General features: G+C 61.7%; 18 protein-coding genes and 2 riboswitches. Of the genes, 4 read left to right on the plus strand and 14 right to left on the minus strand.

The genetic code is table 11. The annotated features are described in order from the left end of the window. Window positions 1-24: 24 nt before the first annotated feature. From gcvH to AC2I9W_RS01565, 3 genes are all read right to left on the minus strand, one after another. A complete protein-coding gene (gene gcvH / locus AC2I9W_RS01555) occupies window positions 25-399 on the minus strand; it encodes a glycine cleavage system protein GcvH (RefSeq protein ID WP_486408321.1) in 375 nt (124 codons plus the stop codon). A 131-nt stretch (window positions 400-530) separates the two neighbouring features. Next, complete coding sequence (gcvT, locus tag AC2I9W_RS01560) at window positions 531-1664, minus strand: glycine cleavage system aminomethyltransferase GcvT (RefSeq protein ID WP_486408322.1); 1134 nt, start codon at window positions 1662-1664, stop codon at window positions 531-533. A gap of 65 nt (window positions 1665-1729) precedes the next feature. Further along, window positions 1730-1854, minus strand: a riboswitch (glycine riboswitch). 19 nt (window positions 1855-1873) lie between these two features. Further along, window positions 1874-1980, minus strand: a riboswitch (glycine riboswitch). Window positions 1981-2057: 77 nt separating this feature from the next. Continuing rightward, window positions 2058-2468 (minus strand): energy transducer TonB, encoded by a 411-nt coding sequence (locus AC2I9W_RS01565; RefSeq protein ID WP_486408323.1) that lies wholly within the window; start codon window positions 2466-2468, stop codon window positions 2058-2060. A gap of 102 nt (window positions 2469-2570) precedes the next feature. Here AC2I9W_RS01565 and AC2I9W_RS01570 point away from each other — a divergent pair, with 102 nt between their 5' ends. Then, a complete protein-coding gene (locus tag AC2I9W_RS01570; RefSeq protein ID WP_486408324.1) occupies window positions 2571-2900 on the plus strand; it encodes a hypothetical protein in 330 nt (109 codons plus the stop codon). A 77-nt stretch (window positions 2901-2977) separates the two neighbouring features. On the opposite strand, the gene AC2I9W_RS01575 is transcribed toward AC2I9W_RS01570, so the two are convergent. The 5 genes from AC2I9W_RS01575 to AC2I9W_RS01595 all read right to left on the minus strand — a co-directional run bounded on the left by AC2I9W_RS01575 (window position 2978) and on the right by AC2I9W_RS01595 (window position 8867). Next, a complete protein-coding gene (locus tag AC2I9W_RS01575) occupies window positions 2978-4534 on the minus strand; it encodes a DHA2 family efflux MFS transporter permease subunit (protein ID WP_486408325.1) in 1557 nt (518 codons plus the stop codon). Between the two features lie 16 nt (window positions 4535-4550). Continuing rightward, entirely contained in the window at window positions 4551-5888 is a 1338-nt protein-coding gene (locus AC2I9W_RS01580) for an EmrA/EmrK family multidrug efflux transporter periplasmic adaptor subunit (protein ID WP_486408326.1), read from the minus strand. A 147-nt stretch (window positions 5889-6035) separates the two neighbouring features. Continuing rightward, window positions 6036-7514 carry an efflux transporter outer membrane subunit gene (locus AC2I9W_RS01585; RefSeq protein WP_486408327.1) on the minus strand — a complete coding sequence of 493 codons (1479 nt, stop codon included), beginning with the start codon at window positions 7512-7514 and terminating at the stop codon, window positions 6036-6038. A gap of 82 nt (window positions 7515-7596) precedes the next feature. Next, complete coding sequence (locus AC2I9W_RS01590) at window positions 7597-8172, minus strand: MarR family winged helix-turn-helix transcriptional regulator (RefSeq protein ID WP_486408328.1); 576 nt, start codon at window positions 8170-8172, stop codon at window positions 7597-7599. Between the two features lie 224 nt (window positions 8173-8396). Beyond that, window positions 8397-8867, minus strand: a complete 471-nt coding sequence (locus tag AC2I9W_RS01595; RefSeq protein ID WP_486408329.1) for a CopD family protein — start codon at window positions 8865-8867, stop codon at window positions 8397-8399. Between the two features lie 135 nt (window positions 8868-9002). Between AC2I9W_RS01595 and AC2I9W_RS01600 the strand changes: the two genes are divergently transcribed. After that, complete coding sequence (locus AC2I9W_RS01600; RefSeq protein ID WP_486408695.1) at window positions 9003-9530, plus strand: 2-thiouracil desulfurase family protein; 528 nt, start codon at window positions 9003-9005, stop codon at window positions 9528-9530. Window positions 9531-9567: 37 nt separating this feature from the next. On the opposite strand, the gene phnE is transcribed toward AC2I9W_RS01600, so the two are convergent. The 4 genes from phnE to AC2I9W_RS01620 form a co-directional block, all read right to left on the minus strand. Then, complete coding sequence (phnE, locus tag AC2I9W_RS01605) at window positions 9568-11160, minus strand: phosphonate ABC transporter, permease protein PhnE (RefSeq protein ID WP_486408330.1); 1593 nt, start codon at window positions 11158-11160, stop codon at window positions 9568-9570. After that, on the minus strand, window positions 11151-11993 hold the full coding sequence (locus tag AC2I9W_RS01610; RefSeq protein ID WP_486408331.1) for a phosphonate ABC transporter ATP-binding protein: 843 nt from the start codon (window positions 11991-11993) through the stop codon (window positions 11151-11153). The genes phnE and AC2I9W_RS01610 overlap by 10 nt, the downstream gene beginning before the upstream one ends. 75 nt (window positions 11994-12068) lie before the next feature. After that, window positions 12069-12950 carry a putative selenate ABC transporter substrate-binding protein gene (locus AC2I9W_RS01615; protein WP_486408332.1) on the minus strand — a complete coding sequence of 294 codons (882 nt, stop codon included), beginning with the start codon at window positions 12948-12950 and terminating at the stop codon, window positions 12069-12071. Between the two features lie 236 nt (window positions 12951-13186). Next, the gene (locus AC2I9W_RS01620) at window positions 13187-15157 is read right to left on the minus strand and encodes a choice-of-anchor I family protein (protein WP_486408333.1); all 1971 of its coding nucleotides are present in this window, start codon (window positions 15155-15157) and stop codon (window positions 13187-13189) included. A 540-nt stretch (window positions 15158-15697) separates the two neighbouring features. Here AC2I9W_RS01620 and AC2I9W_RS01625 point away from each other — a divergent pair. Both AC2I9W_RS01625 and AC2I9W_RS01630 read left to right on the plus strand, forming a co-directional pair. Continuing rightward, on the plus strand, window positions 15698-16534 hold the full coding sequence (locus tag AC2I9W_RS01625) for an RNA ligase family protein (RefSeq protein WP_486408334.1): 837 nt from the start codon (window positions 15698-15700) through the stop codon (window positions 16532-16534). A gap of 67 nt (window positions 16535-16601) precedes the next feature. Beyond that, window positions 16602-17747, plus strand: a complete 1146-nt coding sequence (locus AC2I9W_RS01630; protein ID WP_486408335.1) for an AAA family ATPase — start codon at window positions 16602-16604, stop codon at window positions 17745-17747. Window positions 17748-17786: 39 nt separating this feature from the next. Here the strand turns inward: AC2I9W_RS01630 and AC2I9W_RS01635 are convergent, their stop codons facing one another. Both AC2I9W_RS01635 and AC2I9W_RS01640 read right to left on the minus strand, forming a co-directional pair. Next, window positions 17787-18545, minus strand: a complete 759-nt coding sequence (locus tag AC2I9W_RS01635; protein WP_486408336.1) for a porin family protein — start codon at window positions 18543-18545, stop codon at window positions 17787-17789. A 9-nt stretch (window positions 18546-18554) separates the two neighbouring features. Next, the gene (locus AC2I9W_RS01640) at window positions 18555-20033 is read right to left on the minus strand and encodes a metal-dependent hydrolase family protein (protein ID WP_486408337.1); all 1479 of its coding nucleotides are present in this window, start codon (window positions 20031-20033) and stop codon (window positions 18555-18557) included. Window positions 20034-20095: the final 62 nt, after the last annotated feature.

Raw genomic sequence — 20095 nt, forward strand, 5'->3', positions numbered from 1 at the left:
CGCATTGGCGAAGGCCTTGTGCCATTAATTGCCCTTGGCGAAGGTTTCGTAAGCGGTTTCTTCCATCAGGCCGTCCAGCTCGCTCACGTCGCTCATCTTGACCTTGAAGAACCAGCCGGTGGCCAGCGGGTCGCTGTTGGCCAGCGAGGGGTCGTTGCGCAGGTCTTCGTTGACTTCAACGATTTCACCGGTCACGGGCATGTATACGTCTGCAGCGGCCTTGACGGACTCGACCACGCCGGTCACGTCGCCGGCCTTGAAGATGGTGCCGACGGCGGGCAGATCGACAAACACCACATCGCCCAGTGCGTCTTGTGCGTGGACGGTGATGCCGACAATCGCGGCATTGGTGTCAGCGGCGTTGATCCATTCGTGTTCTTTGGAATATTTGATGCTCATGCAAAGCTCCAGATGGGGAATTCAGGGATTCGGAGGAATCGGGGTTGTGTTGGAGAAAGGTCCAGCCCGCACTTTAGCGGCGTTCTGAGTGCTGTTGGGCAAACTGGCCGCTCTCATGCGCGGCGACAGACCTAGCCACGGTAGTAGTTGGTGGGCACAAAGGGCATCTCAGCAACCTTCATGGGCACGGGCTTGCCGCGCACCAGGGCAAAGATTTCGGTGCCTACGGCCGCATAGTCGGGCGCCACATAAGCGATGGCAATGGGCTGGTTGAGAGTGGGGCTGAGCAGGCCGCTGGTGATGTGACCTATATGCTGGCCGTCCATGTTTTCAAGCACCGCAGGCTCGCGCACGGGAGTGCGTTCCTGTGCAAGCAGGCCAACGCGCTTGCGCGTCAGCTGCTGCGGATTTTGTAGCTGCTCCAGCACGATGGCAGCGCCGGGAAAGCCTGCTTCGCGTGCACCGCCGCTGCGTCGCACTTTCTGGATGGCCCAGTTCAAAGCGCCTGCGACAGGAGTGGTCGTGGTGTCAATATCGTTGCCGTACAGGCACAGACCCGCTTCAAGGCGCAGCGAGTTGCGGGCACCCAGGCCGACGGGGGCGACTTCGGGCTGGGCCAGCAGCGTCTCGGCAAAGGCTTGTGCCACATGGGCGGGCAGGGAGATTTCAAACCCATCCTCGCCCGTATAGCCGCTGCGCGTGATGTAGAACGCATGGCCTTGCCAGTCAAAGTAGTTGCCGGTCATGAAGACTAGGGCGTTGACGCTGGGGATCAGTCTTTGCAGCGCTGTCACGGCCTGAGGGCCTTGCAGTGCCAGCAGGGCGCGGTCGGGCAGGGGCACGACTTCGCAGCGCTGACCGATGTGTTTCTGGATATGGACCATGTCGGCCACCTTGCAGGCACCGTTGACGATGAGGAACAGGTCGTCGCCCCGGTTGACGAACATCAGGTCGTCCAGAATGCCGCCTTCTTCATTGAGCAGCAGTCCGTAGCGCTGCTTGTGCAGGCCCAGGTCAATGACATCAACGGGCATCAGCGACTCAAGAGCTGCCGCTGCATCTAGCCCGCGCAGCAAGAGCTGGCCCATGTGGGAGACATCGAACAGTCCTGCCGCCTTGCGGGTGTGCAGATGCTCGGCCATCAGCCCTTGCGGGTATTGCACAGGCATGGAATAACCGGCAAACGGCACCATGCGCGCGCCCAGCTTCTGGTGCAGGTCGAACAAAGGTGTGGTTAGCAGGTCAGGCGAGGTTGCAGCAGTCACAGGCAAGCGCTCCGGTTATTCAACCCATATGAGTGGCCCTGCATGACGGCTGCCATGCGCGGCGGGCTTGCCTTGCTGTCCGCTTTACCTGAGAGATTCACTGCCGCAGTGATGTCGGGCAGTTTGCTCCTTCGGTGGATGCAGGCGCACCATGAAATGGCGGCTCACATCTCTCTCCAGCAAGGAACGCTGGCAGCTTGTACGCCGCGCAGCGCTTGTCAGTCCTTTTGCCTGAGCGTTTGGATGGACTGGCCATCTGCGCCTTCGGCGGTGCCGGGCGGCTGGGGCCGCTGGCACTCTCTCCTGACGCAGGCAATTCTAGCGGTGCATCACGGGCCTGCACCACCGCAATTTGCAACTTCTGGGGTTTTCGATAGGGCCCAGGAGTGGCTGTTACTGCTTCTTGAAGATCAGGTCGTAGGGCTGCTCGAAACAGGTGGTGACAGGCTGGCCATTGCGCAGGGCGGGCGTGAAGCGCCAGCGGGCAAAGGATCTTTCGATGGCTTTGATGATGCGTGGGTCGGCATCCTCAGGCTGATAGATCTTGCGGCCCATCTTGCCTTCGGGCGTGACTTCGAACTGATAGACCACTTTGACCAGTGCCCCCTCGGGATACCAGTCAGGGTCGATACGGACATTGGAGGAGGTCTTGATCTTGGCGGGTGTGTCGACTTGACTGGCGGGCGTGCATTCAGCAAAAGGCTTGCGGGTCTGATTGCCGGTGGTTGAGCAGGCGCTCAAAAAGACGACGCTGAGAGCGGTGGCAAGTAGTGCGAGAGGTTGGAGTGGGTGGCGGGTCATCATGCTTCGATTGTGCTGGCAAACATTGCATGGGCATTGCTGCGTTGTCAGGCTGGACGGTGCGACACTCTGACTTCGACAAAGGTGACAAAAGGAGTGTGGGCCATGAATCCCATGGTTGGAAATCTGGAAAAGCTGCTGGCTCAGGGCAAGGATGGGGCGCTGCTGCGCTATACGCTGGGCAAGGCTTATGCCGATGAGGAGCAGATGGGCATTGCACGAGAGCATCTGCTGCAGGCGACGGCGCTGGATGCCAGCTACTCGGTGGCCTGGAAGCAGCTGGGCAAGGTGGAGCTGGCGTTGGGCGATGCGCAGGCGGCGCGTCATGCCTGGGAGCAGGGACTGGCTTGCGCACAGGCCAAGGGGGATTCGCAGGTCGTCAAGGAGCTGCAGGTGTTTTTGCGCCGTCTGGACAAGCAGGTCGCTTCAGATTGAATACTCCTGAAAAAATAGCTTCCAATGCTTGCTGAACAAGCGCTGGAAGCTATTTTTATATGAAATTTCAGTAGCGACTAATGCGCGCCGGCTGCAGCATCGGCCCCTGAGCTGTGGGCGGCAGGGCGCTTGGTGAACCAGATCAGCACGATCAGGCTGAGGAACATAAAGGACGAGGCCAGAAAGATATCGTCCGCCGCAAGGGTGAAGGCCTGCTGGTCGATCAGCCGGTTGATCTGGGCGTAGGCCTGCTCGGCGCTCATGCCAGCGGCCTGCAGGTTTTTGACCGTGACAGCAAAAGTGCCCTGGCCCTGCACCAGCAGCTCCGTCAGATGCGCGTGGTGCATGGAGGCCCGGTTTTCCCACAGTGTGGTGGCAATCGAGGTGCCCATGGCGCCGGCCGTAATCCGCACAAAGTTGGACAGGCCCGCAGCGGCGGGAATGCGATCTGGCGATAGACCGCTCAGTGTGATGGTTGTCAGCGGGATGAAGAAGAAGGCCATGGCGCCGCCCTGAATCAGCGTGGGAATCAGGATATGGCCAAAGTCTGTCTCCACCGTAAAGCGCGAGCGCATCCACAGCACAAGGGCAAACACGATAAAAGCGCCGGTTGCCATCTTGCGTGGGTCCCACACCGCCACTTTGCGGCCCACGATGGGCGTCAGCACGATGGCCAGTATGCCCACGGGGGCCAGCGCCAGACCGGCGGAGGTGGAGGTGTAGCCCATCCACTGTTGCAGCCACAGTGGCAGCAGTACCACGTTGCCAAAGAACAAGCCGTAGGCAATGGACAGCGCTATCGAGCCCGCCGCAAAGTTGCGGCCCTTGAACAGGCGCAGATCCACCACGGGGTGTGCATCGGTCAGCTCCCAGACCACGAAGATGGCAAAGGCGACCACGGCAACCACGGCAAAGACAATGATTTCTGACGAAGCAAACCAGTCCAGCTCCTTGCCCTTGTCCAGCATCAGCTGCAACGCGGCCACCCAGAGCACCAGCAGGGACAGGCCAATGGTGTCAATGGGCAGCTTGCGCTTAGGCGTCTCGCGGCTGCGATAAAGGCTCCAGGTCATCATGGCCGATAGCAGGCCCACGGGCACGTTGATGTAGAAGATCCACGGCCAGGAGATGTTGTCCGTGATCCAGCCGCCCAGCAGCGGCCCGACCACGGGCGCGACCAGCGTGGTCACGCCCCACAGCGAGAGCGCCACCCCGGCCATGGCAGGCGGGTAGCTGGCCAGCAGCAGGGTTTGCGACAGCGGAATCATGGGGCCGGCGACCAGGCCTTGCAGCACGCGAAAGAAAACCAGTGCCTCTAGCGACGAGGCAAAGCCGCAGAGCCAGGAGGTCAGCACGAACAGCAGCACGCTCATGGTGAACAAGCGCACGGCGCCGAAGCGCTGGGTGAGCCAGCCCGTCAGCGGCACGGAGATGGCATTGGCCACCCCAAAGCTGGTAATGACCCAGGTGCCCTGGCTTGGGCTAACGCCCACATCGCCCGAGATGGCCGGAATGGCCACGTTGGCGATGGAGGAATCCAGCACGTTCATAAAGGTCGCCAGCGATAAAGCCAGCGTGCCCAGCACCAAGGGGGCACCTTTGAGCGGTGCAGGCACAGAAGAGGGGGAGTGCATAAGTGCTGGCGCCGTCTTACTGTGCAGGCTCAGGTGCCGGTGCAGTGGCCGAAGGAGCGGCCGCCGTGGTAGGGGCCGCAGCAGTCATCTCTGGCAGTTGGGTCAGCGCAGGCAGCTTGTCGCCAGCAATGATGTGGCGGATGCGCTCTTCGGCCTGCGCCAGCGTGCCGTCGTACACGGCAGTCTGAGCCACAGGCTCGGTGCGCGGGGCGTTGGCCAGAGCCAGGCCATCTTGATTGCGGATATCGACCTTGGCATCCATGGACAGGCCTACGCGCAGCGGGTGCTGCTTGAGGGCTTCGGGCTCCAGGCTGATGCGCACGGGAACGCGCTGCACCACCTTGATCCAGTTGCCGGTGGCGTTCTGCGCGGGCAGCAGCGCAAACGCGGCACCCGTGCCTGCGCCCAGGCCCACGACCTGGCCTTCATAACGGGTCTTGTCGCCGTAGACATCGGCCGTCAGCTCCACCTTCTGGCCCATGCGCAGATCGGCCAGCTGGCTTTCCTTGAAGTTGGCGTCCACCCAGAGCTTGTGCAGATCGACCACGGTGAGCAGGGGCGAGCCCGCAGCCACGCGTTGGCCCAGTTGCACGCCGCGCTTGGCTACAAAACCGTCCACGGGGGCGATCAGGCGCGTGCGCTGCAGCGCCAGATAGGCCTCGCGCACCTTGGCTGCTGCGGCCATGACGGTCGGGAAGTCTTCGGCCGTTGTGCCTTTTGTCTGGGCTTCAGCGGCCGTCAGCTGGGCCTTGGCGGCACGCACGGCGGCTTCGGCGGCCACCACCGCGTTGCTGGCGGCGGTGGCCAGTGCCTTGGCGTGGTCAAACTCTTCCTTGCCCACGGCGCCGGTCACAGTCAGAGGGCGGCGGCGGGCTACATCGTCATTGGCCTTGGCGGCGTCGGCCTTCAGGCGCAGCAGGTCGGCTTCGCGCTGGGCCACCTGGGCGGCCAGCGGGGCGTTGTTGGCATACAGGGTGCGCGTCTGGCGCGCGGTCTGGGCCAGTTGCGACTCGGCCTGGGCCAGTTGCACCAGATAGTCGGCGGGGTCCAGTTGCACCAGCACCTGACCGGCCTTGACGTAGTCGGTGTCGTCCGCGCCGATGCTGATGACGGTGCCGCCCACCTGCGGCGTGATCTGCACCACATTGCCGGCCACATAGGCGTTGTCCGTGGTCTGGTAGTTGCGGGCCACCATCCAGTGCCAGCCGCCCCAGGCAATGGCGGCGACGGCGACGGCGGCTGCGACGATGGTCAGGCCCTTGCGGCGGCCTGCGGGGTTGGCTGAAGGTGATGCGGCGACAGGGGCTGCTGCTGGAGCTTGAGGAGCAGGCTGGGCAGGCTTGGTATCGGTCATGGTGTTGGCGCTTTGTTATGTATGAAGCGGTTTTGCGCTATGAAAAAGAGGAGCTGCATGCGCTAGCCAATCAATCCTTTTGGCATGTTTTTGCCTTGAAAGTATTGAATAGAAAGCGCAAGCTGCTATGAAATAGTTTTTTGAGACTTACTGCAGGGCCAGCGTGGCGGTGTCGTCTGTCCAGCCGCCGCCCAGGGCAGTGGCCAGGGCCACGCGGGTGTCCAGTTCGCGGGCCTGCAGGTCCACGGCCAGACGGCGCTGGGTGATGAGCTGGGTTTCAGTGTTGAGCACGGTGATCTGCGTGCCCAGCCCGGCCTGATAGCGCTGCACGGCAAAGTCATAGGCGCGCTCGGCTTTGGACAGCGACTCTTTTTGCAATGCTTGCTGGCGCTGCAGCGATTGCACGGAGGCAATCGCGTCGCCGGCTTGCTTGACGGCATCGAGCACGGCACCGTTGTACTGGGCGATCGCGGTGTCGAGGTCGGCCTGCTTGCCGCGCAGCTGGGCGCGCAGGCGCTTGCCGTCAAAAATCGGCAGACGCAGCGCGGGCGTGATACCCATCTGGCGCGAGCTGCCCTGCAGCAGATTGTCCAGCCCCAGCGCGTTCAGGCCGATAAAAGCGGTCAGATTCACATCGGGATAGAAGTCGGCCTTGGCGGACTCAATGCCTTGCGTGGCCGACTCCACGCGCCAGCGCGCGGCGACCACATCGGGGCGGCGGCCCAGCAGGTCGGCGCTCAGCGTCTGGGGTACAGGCTGAATGCGTAAAGTGGACAGCTTGGGCGACAGCGCATTCTGTGCATCGGGTGCCTGCGCGCAGAGCACGGCAATGGTTCGGCGCGCCAGCGTGATCTGCTCGGCCAGCATCTCGATCTGGGTGCGGGCATCGGGCATGGCGGCTTGGGCCTGTGTCAGCTCGACCTGACTGTCCAGACCGGCCTGGGTGCGCTGCTCGCTCAGATTGAGTAGCGCCTGACGCTGGGCCAGCGTGCGCTCGGCCACTTCTTGCTGTGCCATCAGGCGAGCCAGCGTGATGTAGCTGCGTGCGACTTGAGAGGCCAGCTGGTTGGCAGCAGCCGCACTGTCGGCCTTGGCGGCGCGGGCCTGGCCCAGAGCGCTTTGCAGCTCGGCGCCATGCTTGCCAAAGAAGTCGGGTGACCAGGACAGACCGGCCTGCAGATTGCCGCTGTTGTAGGTGTTGCCTGCAATGGGCGCGGGAATCATGCCGTTGGCCGTGTAGCGCTGGCGCGTGGCATCGGCACTCAGCGTGCCGTGAATGTCCGTGGCCGTGCTGCTGGCCGTGGCCAGCGCCGCAGCCTTTTCAAAGCGGGCGTTGCTGGCGGCCAAGCTGGGGCTGCCAGCCAGGGCCTGATCGATGAGCTGATTGAGCTGGGCATCGCCCAGACTCGTCCACCACTGAGAAGAAGCGAGTGCGGTAGCGTCTGCTGTATCTGCTGCTGCGTTCAGGCCCACATCGGTCGCGCCAAGCGTGGTTAGTGGTCTATGGGCTGGCCCTTGTGAGGCGCAGCCTGCCAAGGCCAATGCAGCCGTCAGCGCAGCAGTGGCCAGCAGCGGCTGACGTGCGGTGCGCGGCGCTGCGGGAGTCGGTAAAAGTCTGGAGGTCATGGAAAAGTGCCAGTGGTTTTTATTGAAATAGGGCGGTGAAGAAATCGGAAGGCAAAGTGCAGCCCTGGTCTTTGGGGCTGCTCTATGACTCGTTCATGGGGGGCGAAGGATTGAGCGATTCTTGGCTCATGGCCTCGCGCAGCGCATCGCCATTGGCCAGCATGCGCTGGAGCATGGACAGCATCAGCGTGCATTCGCTGTGGCTGAAGCCACTGAGATGGCCGTTGAGTACACGGGTCAGCACCTGCGGAACGTGCGCGGCAACGCTGCGGCCTTCATCGGTCAGCACCAGATGCACGACGCGCCGGTCGGTGGTGGAGCGCTCGCGCCGCAGCAGACCCTTGGCTTCGATGCGATCCAGCGCACGGGTGACGGAGGCGGGGTCCATGGCCAGATCCTTGGCCAGCGTGCTGCAATTGGTATCGGCGCAAATCAGCAGCTTGTACAGCGGCAGCCACTGCACATAGGTCAGGCCATGCTCGGCCAGCTGGGCATCGGCCAGCTGCAGTACGGAGCTGAGTACCCGGCGCATGAGAAAGCCAATGCTTTTGTCCGGTGCATAGACCCCGGCCTTGTAGAAGTAGCTGGCTTCATCCTGCGGATCGATGACGAAGTCGGTAGGTGTGGGTGTGGATATTGGCAATGATTGACTGGTCAATGATTGGGCGGGCAATTATTGTGCAATCGCAAAAAAATGTCAGCTAATTTTTTGGGGGACATGGCCGATTTTTTCTGCTCTTACCCGGCTGTTTTGCGACTGAAGATAGAGCTGAGAGTGCAGGTCTATAGGGCCTGGAAGCCCGTTTTTGCGTAAAAAAAGCCCGGTCATCAAGACCGGGCCTGTTGGCGCTGGGGGTGAGTGCGGCGCAGCTCAGCTGGTGTTTACAGCGGCAAGCGCAGCATGACCACAATCACCAGGCCCAGAGCCAGATTGAGAGAGACCCATTTGCGCATGCTCTCCAGCGCCTTGCCGCCTGCGGGCCAGTCCTTGGCCGTGACTGCGGTGTTCAGACGCTTGAACAGCGCAAAGCGGATATGGCCGAACACGGCCATCATCACCACGCCCAGAATACTCATCACCATCCAGTTGATGGGCATGTTGAACTGGCCGCCGGCCTGTGCCGCCATGGCATGAATGCTGCCAATCATGCCAATGCCAGAGACCAGCACGACTACGGCAAGCACCAGCACCCAGGCAAAAAAGCGCTGCAGCACGCCGTGCATCAGCGTCACGCGATCAGACGGCTGCAGACCCTGAGCGGCAGGGCGCAAGAAGAAATGGGCAAAAAACATGCCGCCCACCCAAATGATGACGGCCAGAAGGTGCAAAAGTTTGAAGCCAATAAAAAGCATGGGGTTTGGAGTGTCAGAAAGAAATACCCAAGCCTAACGGAGATTGGGGGCAGGAGTGATCAAGCGGCGCTGACCGAGCAGCGACAATGGAGGCTAGGCGTGAGCCCCATCACGCAAGCCAAGCCCTCTGAAACCATGTCTTCTGCCTCTCTTGCATTGCGTCTTCCCGTTTTAGTGAGTTCTTGCCTGCTTGGTAAGCCGGTGCGCTATGACGGGCGGCATGCACAAGTGTGTCACCCCGTTTTAGAGCGTTGGCAGCAGCAGGGGCGTTTGCGAATTCTGTGCCCCGAAGTAGCTGGTGGACTGCCAATTCCGCGCGCGCCAGTGGAGATCGAGCCCGGCAAATCGGCCCGCCAAGTGCTGATGGCACAAGCCCGGGTGCAAGACCTCCAGGGCCAGGATATGAGTGAGAGTTTCAGGCAAGGCGCGCAACTGGCCGTGGATCTGGCTCGCCGGGAGGGAATCAAGCTGGCCATTCTGAAAGAAGGTAGTCCTTCTTGCGGCAGCAGCCTGGTGGCCGATGGCCATTTTCTCGGTCATCGAATCGCGGGCCAAGGCGTGACAGCGGCGGCGCTCGAGCAGATGGGCGTGCGTGTTTTCAGCGAGAAACAGCTCGATGCTGCCGATGCATACCTGAAGCAGCTGGAAGAAAAGCCGCTGTGAGGATTTGAGCGGCTTTTCCGCCTTGTGACTGTCATGCTCAGCGCATGGCGCGGCGCAGGGCGGCGCTGCTCCAGTCCACGGCAATGCTTAGTAACAGCATGGCAATGATGACCGTGCTGGCCTGCGCGTAATGGAATAAAGACAGCTCAAAGTACAGCAATTGCCCCAGACCGCCAGCGCCCACAAAGCCCAGAATGGCGGCCATGCGGATATTCATCTCCCAGCGGTACAGCGTATAGGCCAGCAACTGCGGCGCGGCACCGGGCAGGGTGCCGTAGCAAAAAGCCAGAAAGCGGTTGCTGCCGCTGAGCCTGAGCGCGGCGGCGGGGGCGGGCGGGGCATTTTGCAAGGCCTCGGCAAACAGGCGGCCCAGTACGCCAGCTGTATGCAGGGCCAGAGCCAGTGCGCCGGCAAACGGGCCCAGTCCCACGGCCAGTGCGGTGATGGTGGCCCAGACCAGCTCGGGTACGGAGCGCAGCACATTGAGCAGCCCATTCCACGGAGCGCGCCAGCGCGGCAGGGCCAGCAGCAGCCCGCCAACAACGGCCAGCAGTGTGCCGATGATGGAGATAGCCAGCGTCTCCCACACGCCTTGGAGTACCTTGAGCAGCCAGGGCTGACTTAAATCCGGCGGGAAGAAGCCACCCACAAAGTCGCCCATGCTGGCAGCGGCATCGGCGGTGAAAAGCGCCGAGAAATCAATATCCAAAAGCCGCAGACTGCACCACAGTGCTGCGCTGCTAGCTATTAAAAATGCAGCGGTACGCCAGCCAAAGGGCAGGGCGCGGTCAGCAGGGGCGGTGTCAAGCGCCCGGCGCAGCCACCACGACAGCAGATCGGCGGCAGCCACCAGCAGCATGAAGGCCAGCAGGATGCTGGCCGCTTCGCCGCCGTTGAGCATCTTCATGGCCTGATCCATGAGCTGGCCCAGGCCGCCAGCCCCCACAAAGCCCATAACCACAGAGGCGCGCACCGCGCATTCCCAGCGGTACACGGTGTATGAAGTCAGTTCTTTGGCGGCCTGCGGCAGCAGCCCATAGAGCAGGGCCTGCAAGCGCCCAGCACCGCTAGCGCGCAGGGCGCGGGCGGGTGCAGGGTCCGTCGATTCGAGAATTTCAGCATAGACCTTGGCCAGCATGCCGCCGTAGGTCAGGCCCAGCGCCAACACGCCAGCGGCGGGCCCTAGGCCGAAGACGCGCACAAAAACCAGTGCCCAGACCAGCTCGGGGATGCCGCGCAGGATGGTGAGTACGCCACGGGCAACAGGATTGAGCGTGACCTTTTCACGCGCGGCACCCGTGGACAGATAAGCCATGGGCACGGCAATCACAAAAGCCAGCGCCATGCCGGCCGTGGCAATGGCCAGTGTCTGCAGCGTGGCCTGCGTCAGATACTCCAGAAACTCGCCACTGGTGTCGGGCGGCAGAAATTGCACCAGAAAGCCGCCAATGACTTTGAGGTTGTTGGCATCCAAAAAAGGCTGGAGCGAGAAGCCCGAGGTCTGGGCCATGGGCCAGAGCACTACCAAAGCCACCAGCAGCCATGCCAGACGCCCACGCGCTGCCGGATCGCGGTAGCGTTTTGCTGCTGGTTCCGCTGATTTTGCTGACGTCGCCTTGTTCAGCGGCATGCCATCACCTGAATGGGGGCGGCAGCCGAGGGTGGCAGATCAGGCGTGGCCTGCGGGTTGTACAGCGTGGGCAGACTGGCCGCGCTGCCGTCGGCACGGGCATAGAGCGCCTGCAACTGGGCTTGGCTGACCTGCGCAGCCGGCAGATCAAAGGCCATACGGCCATCGCGTATGCCGACGATACGTGCAAAGTTGCTCAGCGCCAGGTCCACCGCATGCAGGCTGGCCACCAGCGTGGCATTGCGCGCCGCGGCTTCTTGCACCAGCAGCTGCACCGTGGCCTGAGAGAGTGCGGGGTCGAGTGCGGAGACGGGCTCGTCCGCCAGCATCAGCTCGGCACCTTGATAGAGCACGCGGGCAATGCCCACGCGCTGCAGCTGCCCGCCGGAGAGCTGGTCACAGCGGGCAAAAAGCTTGTTCTCTAGTTGTACACGGGCCAGGGCCTCGCGTGCGCCCGTCATGTCCTGTGGGTAGACCAGTGATGCCAGTGCCTTCCAAAGTGGCCACTGGCCCAGCTTGCCGGCCAGCACGGCCGTCACCACGCGCTGGCGCAGCGGAATGGGGGCACTCTGGTGCACCGTGCCTATGCGGCTGCGCAGGGCTTTGAGGCCGCGGGCGGCAGATTGTGCAGACACGGGCTGGCCCAGCACCTGCATCTGCCCGGCAGTGGGCAGGTGGGCGGTGGCAATGGTGTGCAGCAGCGAGGTTTTGCCCGCCCCCGAGGGACCGATGAGCGCAATGCTCTCGCCCTGCGTGGCGGACAGTGAGATTTGGGACAGGGCGGTAAAGCCGTTGCTGTGGGTCAGGCCCACATCGTCCAGCATGAAGCTCATGAGACGAATACTCTGAAAATAATAGCTGCCAGCGCTTTTTGGATAAGCGCTGACAGTCAAAAAGGCTTGAAGTCTTTACTTCAGCAGACCAGCGGACTTGGCGGCGGCTTCAATGCCGTCGTAGTTCTTGGTGTCGGTGGCGATGAACTTGCTGGCGCGCTGCAGGTCCATGATGGCCTTGTGCTCGGGCTTGGCGGGGTCCAGTGCCAGGAAGGCGTCTTTGAGCTTTTTGACAATGGCGGGGTCCAGATCGCCGCGCACCGTCCAGTTGTAGTCAAAGTAGGTGGGCGTGGTGGCGAAGACGCGCACCTTGCTGGTGTCCACTTTCTTGGACTCGACCAGCTTGTCCCACACCGAGGTGTTGAGCACACCGGCCTCGGCCTTGCCAGCAGCGACAAAGGCCACGGTGGCATCGTGTGCGCCGGAGTAGGCCACGGTCTTGAAGTCTTTTTCAGGGTTCAGGCCGGCTTGCTGCAAAAAGAAGCGCGGCATCAGGCTGCCCGAAGTGGACGAGGGTGCGCCAAAGGCAAAGGTCTTGCCCTTGAGGTCGGCCAGAGTCTTGATGGCCGGGTCTGCCGTGATGAACTGGCTGGTGAAGACCGCATCTTCGGCGCGCTGCACGATGGGGATGGCCGTGCCGTGGGTGCGAATCTTGGCCTGCACATAGGTAAAGCCGCCCAGCCATGCCATGTCCAGCTTTTTGGTGGCCAGAGATTCGACCACAGCCGCATAGTCGGAGACAGGGGTGAACACCACCTTCATGCCGGTAGCTTGCGACAGGTATTCACCCAGAGGCTTGAACTTGCGCTGCAGCTCGGTCGGCGCTTCATCGGGGATGGCAGAGACACGCAGCACTTTGGGCGTATCCGCCTGAGCGGTGGACAGCAGGGAGGAGGAGGCGAGAGCAGCAACGGCCAAGCCGCGCAGAGCCTGACGGCGAGCGAAAGAGTGCGTCATCAATGTTCCGTTCATAAAAGCCACCGCCGTCCGGATACACGGCGGTTTAGTAGGTCGCAAGCCATGACTTGCAACGAATGAGAGCCCATAGGCGGTACACCGACCGCTGGCGCGTATTGTTACGTAATTGAGAAACCCTGGGCGCTACCTTCACTTGCTTTGCATAGCAAAAAGCCCCGCAGGGGCGGGGCTTGGCGTGAAAGCAGCTGCTTCGCAGACAGCCAGTGCTTTGCAGATCAGTACTGCAGATTGAGCTGGTAGATGGCCGTGGTTCCGCTGACCTCGTTGCCCACCATCAGCAGGGGCTTGCCATTGGGTGAGTGCTTGGCAGAAATGAAGTGCAGTCCTTCGGGGCCCAGATCGCCCACATTGCTGAGTGCGGTGTCAGTCAGCGGGGTTTTGTCGTCAAAGCTGGCCGTCCAGTTTTCACGGGTGTTCAGATAGTCGATCTGCTTGGGAGCCTTGGGGTCGGTAATGTCAAGCACCAGAATGCCGCCCATGCGTTCCAGACCCACAAAGACAAATGTCTTCTCGCCGATCTGGCCCACGGTCAGGCCTTCGGGCTCGGGGCCCTTGGCGCTGCTGCGCGCATCGAGCTGGGCGGTTTCATCATGGCCGGTGTTGAAGTAGGTAGCACAGGCAATGTCGCGCTTGGCACCCAGCTTGCACTCGGGGCTGGCGAGGAATTTCTCAATGGCTGCGCCAGAGTCCCAGACTTGCTTGCCCTTGGCATCCCAGATGGAGATGGAGCGACCGCCATAGGCGTAGAGCTTGTCGTAGGTCAGAAAGCCCTTGCCGTCCTTGACGGGACTGCCATTGCTGTCGGTCTGGTAGCCCATGGTCCAGGTGACTTTGAGGCGCCCCAGCTTGTCATCGTCACGGCAGGTCTTTGGGTCTGTGCCAACCGCCCCGCACCAGGCAAAGTTGGCCGCATTCAGGTAGGCACCATTGGCCAGCTGCGCCAGATGGGCGGGCAGATCGTCACCCGCACGGCGCAAAAAGCCGTCCTTGTGTACCAGATGCTTGATGCGCCACTCTTCCACAAAGCCCTGGGTCATATCGCCTGCCGCAGCCGGTGCGCCGCTCGCTTTGTCGGCGGCCGTGCCGAAGTAACGCTTGTTGCCTTCGCCCCAGGCGCGTGCATCGCCTTCGTTGGCCGTGACCAGATAGGTCGCACCATCGGCGGCCTGGTAGGCGGCGATGGAGTCGGGCTGGAACATGCCAAAGACGTTAGGAGCCTTGGTTATGTTGATGACCGGGTTCTTGCCATCGCTGTCGGCGAAGTCCAGCTCGTTGCCTGTAGCACCATGATCCTTGTAGCCCAGAGCCACCACATCGGTCACGCTGGCGCTGGCAATATCCACAATCGCTAGCGCATTGTTTTCCTGCAGTGTCACCCATGCCGTCTTTCCGTCCGGGGCCACGGCAATGTATTCGGGCTCCAGGTCGTTGGCGACGTCGGCCGTGCCCTGGCCATCGGCTGTGGGGCCGAAGATGCGCACGCCCTTGGCAAGCAACTGAGCCTTCTGGCTGTTGAAGGCCTTGAAGTCGGCCGTGCGTGCCACAGGCTTGGCCGGTGTACTCACATCGATCACGCTGATCGAGCCTTCGGGGTCGATCTGGTAGTCATCACTGGGCTCGCCCTCGTTAGCGACCAGAAGGGTCTTGCCGTCGGGGGTAAAGGTCAGCATATCGGGCAGGGCACCCACGGGCACTTGGGCAATGACCTGCAGCTTGTCGGTGTCGTAGAGAACGACCATGCCGGGGTCCGTCTTGACGGGGGCCTGCACGGCTGCAGCGACCAGGCCGCCATGTACGGCGACGCTGTTGATGGATGCACCAGCACCCAGTGAGAGCTTGGTGGCGTCCAGGCTGGCAATCATGCGTGGCGCGGCGGGGTTGCTCATGTCCAGTACATCGAGCGCACCTTTTTGGGCATTGACCACAAAGCCGCGTTGGTGGACGGGATCGAACGCCGTAATCTCAGCGGCGCTCTGCAAAAAGATGCCCGATTGGTAGCTGCCGATTTTTTCCAGCGTGAACGAGACCGGTGTTTGCTCCGGTTCCGCCTCAGGGGCAGGAGCCTCTGGCGACGGTGCTGGTGTCGTGCTGCTGGTGTTGTTGTCGTCACCACCGCAAGCGGCCAAAGCGGCGGCAGCCAGCAGAGAAATCAAAAGAGGTTGGCGCAAGGCTTTTGCAGATGTCATTGAGGGTTCGGCAGGTGCAGAAAGAAAACCCTGAATTTGTAACCAAGCCATGTTTCATCTCTGTGAAACCGTTGCGTGTGCTTTGCGCAACAGGTTGCGGGCAGACACTTGGCAACTGGGCCTGCAAGCCCATACACTCGCCAGCCTTTACTCCTGCTGCGTTATTCGCTCTCATTTTCGAGTTGCACCATGTTCCGCCGTCTTCGTTTTTGCTAAACGACTGCCACACACGCTGATCGCAACGATCTTTCATGTGTGTGCTTCTGTGCGGACATATCGCTTTTTGAGTTGAGGTGCTTTGCGCCTCTGTCTATCTCACTCCACAAGGCACGGCCTTCGGGCGCTGCAGCCTTTATCTCGTGTCTCTGAGCTGGAATTTTTCCGGGCTCGGCTCTCCCACTCTCACCCGCTCTGCCGCGCTCCTCGCGCTGTGGAGCGATGTTTTTTCGCTGGTCTCAGGTCTATGGCAGTACTGCTCTAGGACTTGGCTTGTCTGCCGCGATTTTGCGCGTGGCTTATTCCCCTTTAGGAAAGCACAACATGACTTCACCCCATTTATTCAATCTGGAAATTCTCAAATATCCGCGCACGCCGCACTTGCGGGGATCGCGGCTGCAGGTCGGAGATCAGGCCGATACCGTTGCCTATGAAGCGCTGGCTGGCCGCCACATCGTGGTTGAGGAAAAGCTGGATGGTGCCAATGCGGCGTTGAGCTTTGGCGGCGACGGCAGCCTGCTGCTGCAGTCGCGCGGCCATTATCTGCAGATCGACCAGATGGGCGGGCGCGAGCGCCAGTTCAATGCCTATAAGCAATGGGCCAAGGCCCATGAAAGTGCGCTGATGGCCTTGCTGGATGATCGCTTCATCCTGTATGGCGAGTGGTTGTATGCCAAGCACTCGCTGTACTACGACGCACTGCCGCACTGGTTTTGCGAGTTTGATGTCTGGGACCGCTCCACCCTGCAGTTTCTGGACACGCCGCGCCGCCATGCGTTGCTGGCTGGCGTGCCCGTGGTGTCTGTGCCCGTGCTCTACAGCGGCGTGGCACCCAAGCGTGTGCAGGACCTGCTGGCGCTGTTGGCCCCGTCGCTGGCGCGCAGCGCGCAGTGGCGTGCGGTGTTTGAGGATCAGGTGCTGCGCCAGCAACTGGATTTGCCGCTGGCCTGGAAGCAGACCGATGGCTCGGATCTGGCCGAGGGCCTGTATATCAAGGTCGAAGAAAACGGCCAGACCGTGGCGCGCTACAAGTTTGTGCGCTCTGACTTTGTGCAGACGATTCTGGACTCCGGCTCGCACCACAGCGAGCGGCCCATCGTCGCCAACGGGCTACGCGCCGGTGTCGATATCTTCGCCAATATGATTCAAAAGAGCTGGTAACGCTTGTCCATCAAGCGCTAGTAGCTATGGAAACCATAGTTCACAGAACTGTGGAGAGGAGATTTTTATGTGGAGCTGGAAACAGATGACCAGCCTGGTGCCGCAGTCCGCCTGCGACCCAGTGGACTGGGCGGCCTGTCTGGACGCCTTCCCCCAACTGCAGTTTGCCAAGAGCACGCCGCAGGACCCGGTCTATCACGCCGAGGGGGATGTCTGGACCCATACGCAGATGGTGGTGGGCGAGCTGCTGCAGGACAGTGACTATGTGCTGCTCACGAATGAGGAGCGCGAGACGCTTTTCCTGTCTGCGCTGCTGCACGATGTGGCCAAGTACTCGACTACGCAGATTGGCGACGACGGCCGTATTTCGCAGCCCGGCCATTCGCGCCGGGGCGCGATGGATACGCGATTGATGCTGTGGGAGGCGGGCGCACCGGTGGCCCAGCGCGAGGCGATTTGTCGGCTGATTGCCGTGCATCAGGTGCCGTTTTTCGCCTTTGCCGATTCACGCCGAGACGTCTCGCCAGAGTTCATCGTTCGCGAGCTGTCCTGGCAGGTTGATCTGCACCTGCTGGTGCTGCTGGCGCGGGCCGATATTCGCGGCCGCATCTGCCCTGATGTGGGCAATGTGCTGGTGAATATCGAGCTGTTCAAAGAGCTGGCGCAGGAGGAGGCCTGCTTGCGCACGCCGAGAAAGTTTGCATCGGCAGAGACGGCGGTGCGCTATTTTCGTGGGGCCGAGCTGCATCCCGACTATGCGCTGCACGAAGAGCCGGGCTCACGCGTCATCGTGATGTGCGGCCTGCCGGCGTCGGGTAAAAACACCTGGGTGGCGCAGCACCATGGCGACCTGCCCGTGGTGTCGTTTGACGATGCGCGCACCGAGCTGGGCCTCAGGCACGGAGAGAACGAAGGCGCTGCCGCGCATCGCGCCGTGGACAAGGCCAAAAGCCTGCTGCGCGCCAAAGCCCCTTTTGTGTGGAATGCCACGCATTTGTCGAGGCAGATGCGTGGCAAGTCCGTGGACTTGTGCCTGGCTTATGGCGCGCAGGTAGAGCTGGTGCACCTGGAGGCGAGCCGCTCAACCTTGCTGGCGCGCAACAGCAAACGAGACACCACGCTGAGCAATGCAGCGCTGCTGGGCATGCTGCACAAGTGGGAGGTGCCGCTGCCCACAGAGGCGCATGGGCTGCAGCTGCTGGACGGTTTTTGAGCCTCCGCTCAGTGCTTGGCAAGGCGGTGTTGGTGGCGCTTAAAAGCGGAAGGTTGCGCCAACGATAGGGCCGCTTTGGCTAAAGTCCAGTTGCTTGCCGCCATCGCGGTAGTCCACGCTCAGGTGACGGTAGCCCAGAGAGATATAGATATTGTCTTTGAGCTGATAGTTCACCGAGCCATGTACCTGCCAGGTGAACTTTGACCCCATATCCAGACCACCCATATCGGCATAGAGCAAGGTGGACCAGCGCGGCGCTATGTCATAGCGCCAGCGCGCGGCGACCACCGGGTCCACAAACGAGGTATTCGATTGGGCGGACGCCAGACCGGGTACCTTCACATCGGCCTTGATCTGCCACAAGCGCAGGCCTGCCATCAGGTCAATGCTCGACTGGGGATTCAGCATCCAGTTGCGGCCACCGGTCAGCGTCAGCGAAGTCTGCTTGACTTTTGCATGAGCGCTCAGGCCCATTGGCAGTGCAGCTTTGTCCGATGTGGACGCATAGCTCAGGTCGCCGTGCAGCACATAGTGGCCCTTGCGTGCCGTGCCGTTCAAAAAGGCGGCGGCATCCAGGTTGTCCAGAACATCGGAGAAAGATTTGTTCACATGCGCAGTCGGCGCACCTTTGAACGGACGCACGCTGCCGTCCAGTCCCGTCAGCCACACATAGGGCGTGAGCTGAAACCGCCAGGCGTCGGCTGCGGCCTTGTCCTGCGCCCAGGCCTGTGTGCCGAGCAGGCCCAAGGCCAGCGCAGCGACAGCCTTGCCAAGAGGGGTCTTGATGTGCTGTGTCATTGTTCTTCCTTACAACGTGTTCTTGTGCACCTTGCCGTCCTTCATGATCAGGCGCAGGTTCTGGTCCGGATTGATCAAGAAGTCCAGATTCACGGAGGGATCGCCATCGGCCACGAGCAGGTCGGCAAACGCGCCGGGGACGATTCGGCCTAGTGGCTGAGGGTAGGGGTTGCGCTCACCGGACAGGGCCAGCAATTCACCATTGGTAGCCGTGGCCTGCTTGAGCAGCGTCAGCGGGTCATAAAAACGCGTCAGCTTGGTCAGTTGCTTGCCCTGCGTGGCCGTGCCCTTGGGGTTGAACAGTACATCGGTGCCCCAGCCGGTCTTGATGCCGTACTTTTGCGCCATTTCATAGGCCCGCACCGTGCCTTGAGCCACTTTGGACTGACTGGCATGGCGTTCAGCATCGGGGTAGACATTGCTGTCTTCATCCTGCAAGAAGGGCTGCAGGCTCCACCACACCCCTTCGTCGCGCATCATCTTCACGCTGTCTTCATCGGCAAGCTGGCCGTGCTCTATGCTTTTGACACCTGCCTTGATGGCGCGCTTGATGCCCTTGGGTGTGTACACGTGTGCCATTACATAGGTGTTCCAGTCACTCGCAGCTTCCACTCCCGCGCGCAGCTCTTTTTCGGTGAACTGGGTGCTGTCCAGCGGGTCGTACAGCGATGCCACGCCGCCGCCCGCCAGCATCTTGATCTGCGATGCGCCCAGCATCAGCTGCTCGCGCACGCGGCGCAGCACCTCGGCCTCGCCATCGGCAATCATGGCCACGCCCGTCAATTCCACCCGGCTCAGCGGCTCATTGGCTGCACGGGGGATGTCGCTGCGCATGCGAAAGTCGCCATGGCCCGAGGTCTGAGAAATCATGGCCCCGCTGGGGTAGATACGCGGTCCCACCACCATGCCCTCGTCGATTGCCCGCTTGAGAGCAAAGGCCGGGCCTCCCGCGTCACGTACCGAGGTAAAGCCGCGCATCAGCGTGCGCTGAGCCTCCTGCGCTGCAGCCAGGTAGAGATAGCCTAAATCTGCCGTCATGGCTGTCATCTGCGGTATGGCCGCCAGCATGGTGTGCCAGTGCGTATCGATCAGGCCCGGCATTACCAGCTTGCCCTGGCAGTCGATCACCTGGGCACCTTCCACTTTCTCGCCGGCAGAGGGCAGGGCCGCAATCAGCTGGCCCTGAATCAGCACCTGCACGCCTTGGCGTACAGGCTTTCCCGTTCCGTCGAAGAGGCGCAGATTGGTCAGCAAAACAGGGCGCTCGGCGGGTTTGGGCGTACCAGCTGCTCCGGCTTCGACAGCATGCAGGCCCATGAAAGGAGCCAGCATGGCGGCCAAACCGCCTGTAAACATGCGGCGCGACATATCAGCCATGACCCGTTCGTGCAGCAACTGACACACCACGCTGCCACAGGTACAGGCTCTGGGGCGAATGGGGCCGGTCTTCCAGGTCAGGCTGGCATCGGTCGCAAGTGCGTTACTCATCTGCTCTTTTCCCTTTCTCAATGAACAAGAGGCGTTGGCGCCACTGTTGCAACTGGAGCGGC

The organism is Comamonas sp. FUJ_7 (assembly GCF_057369555.1).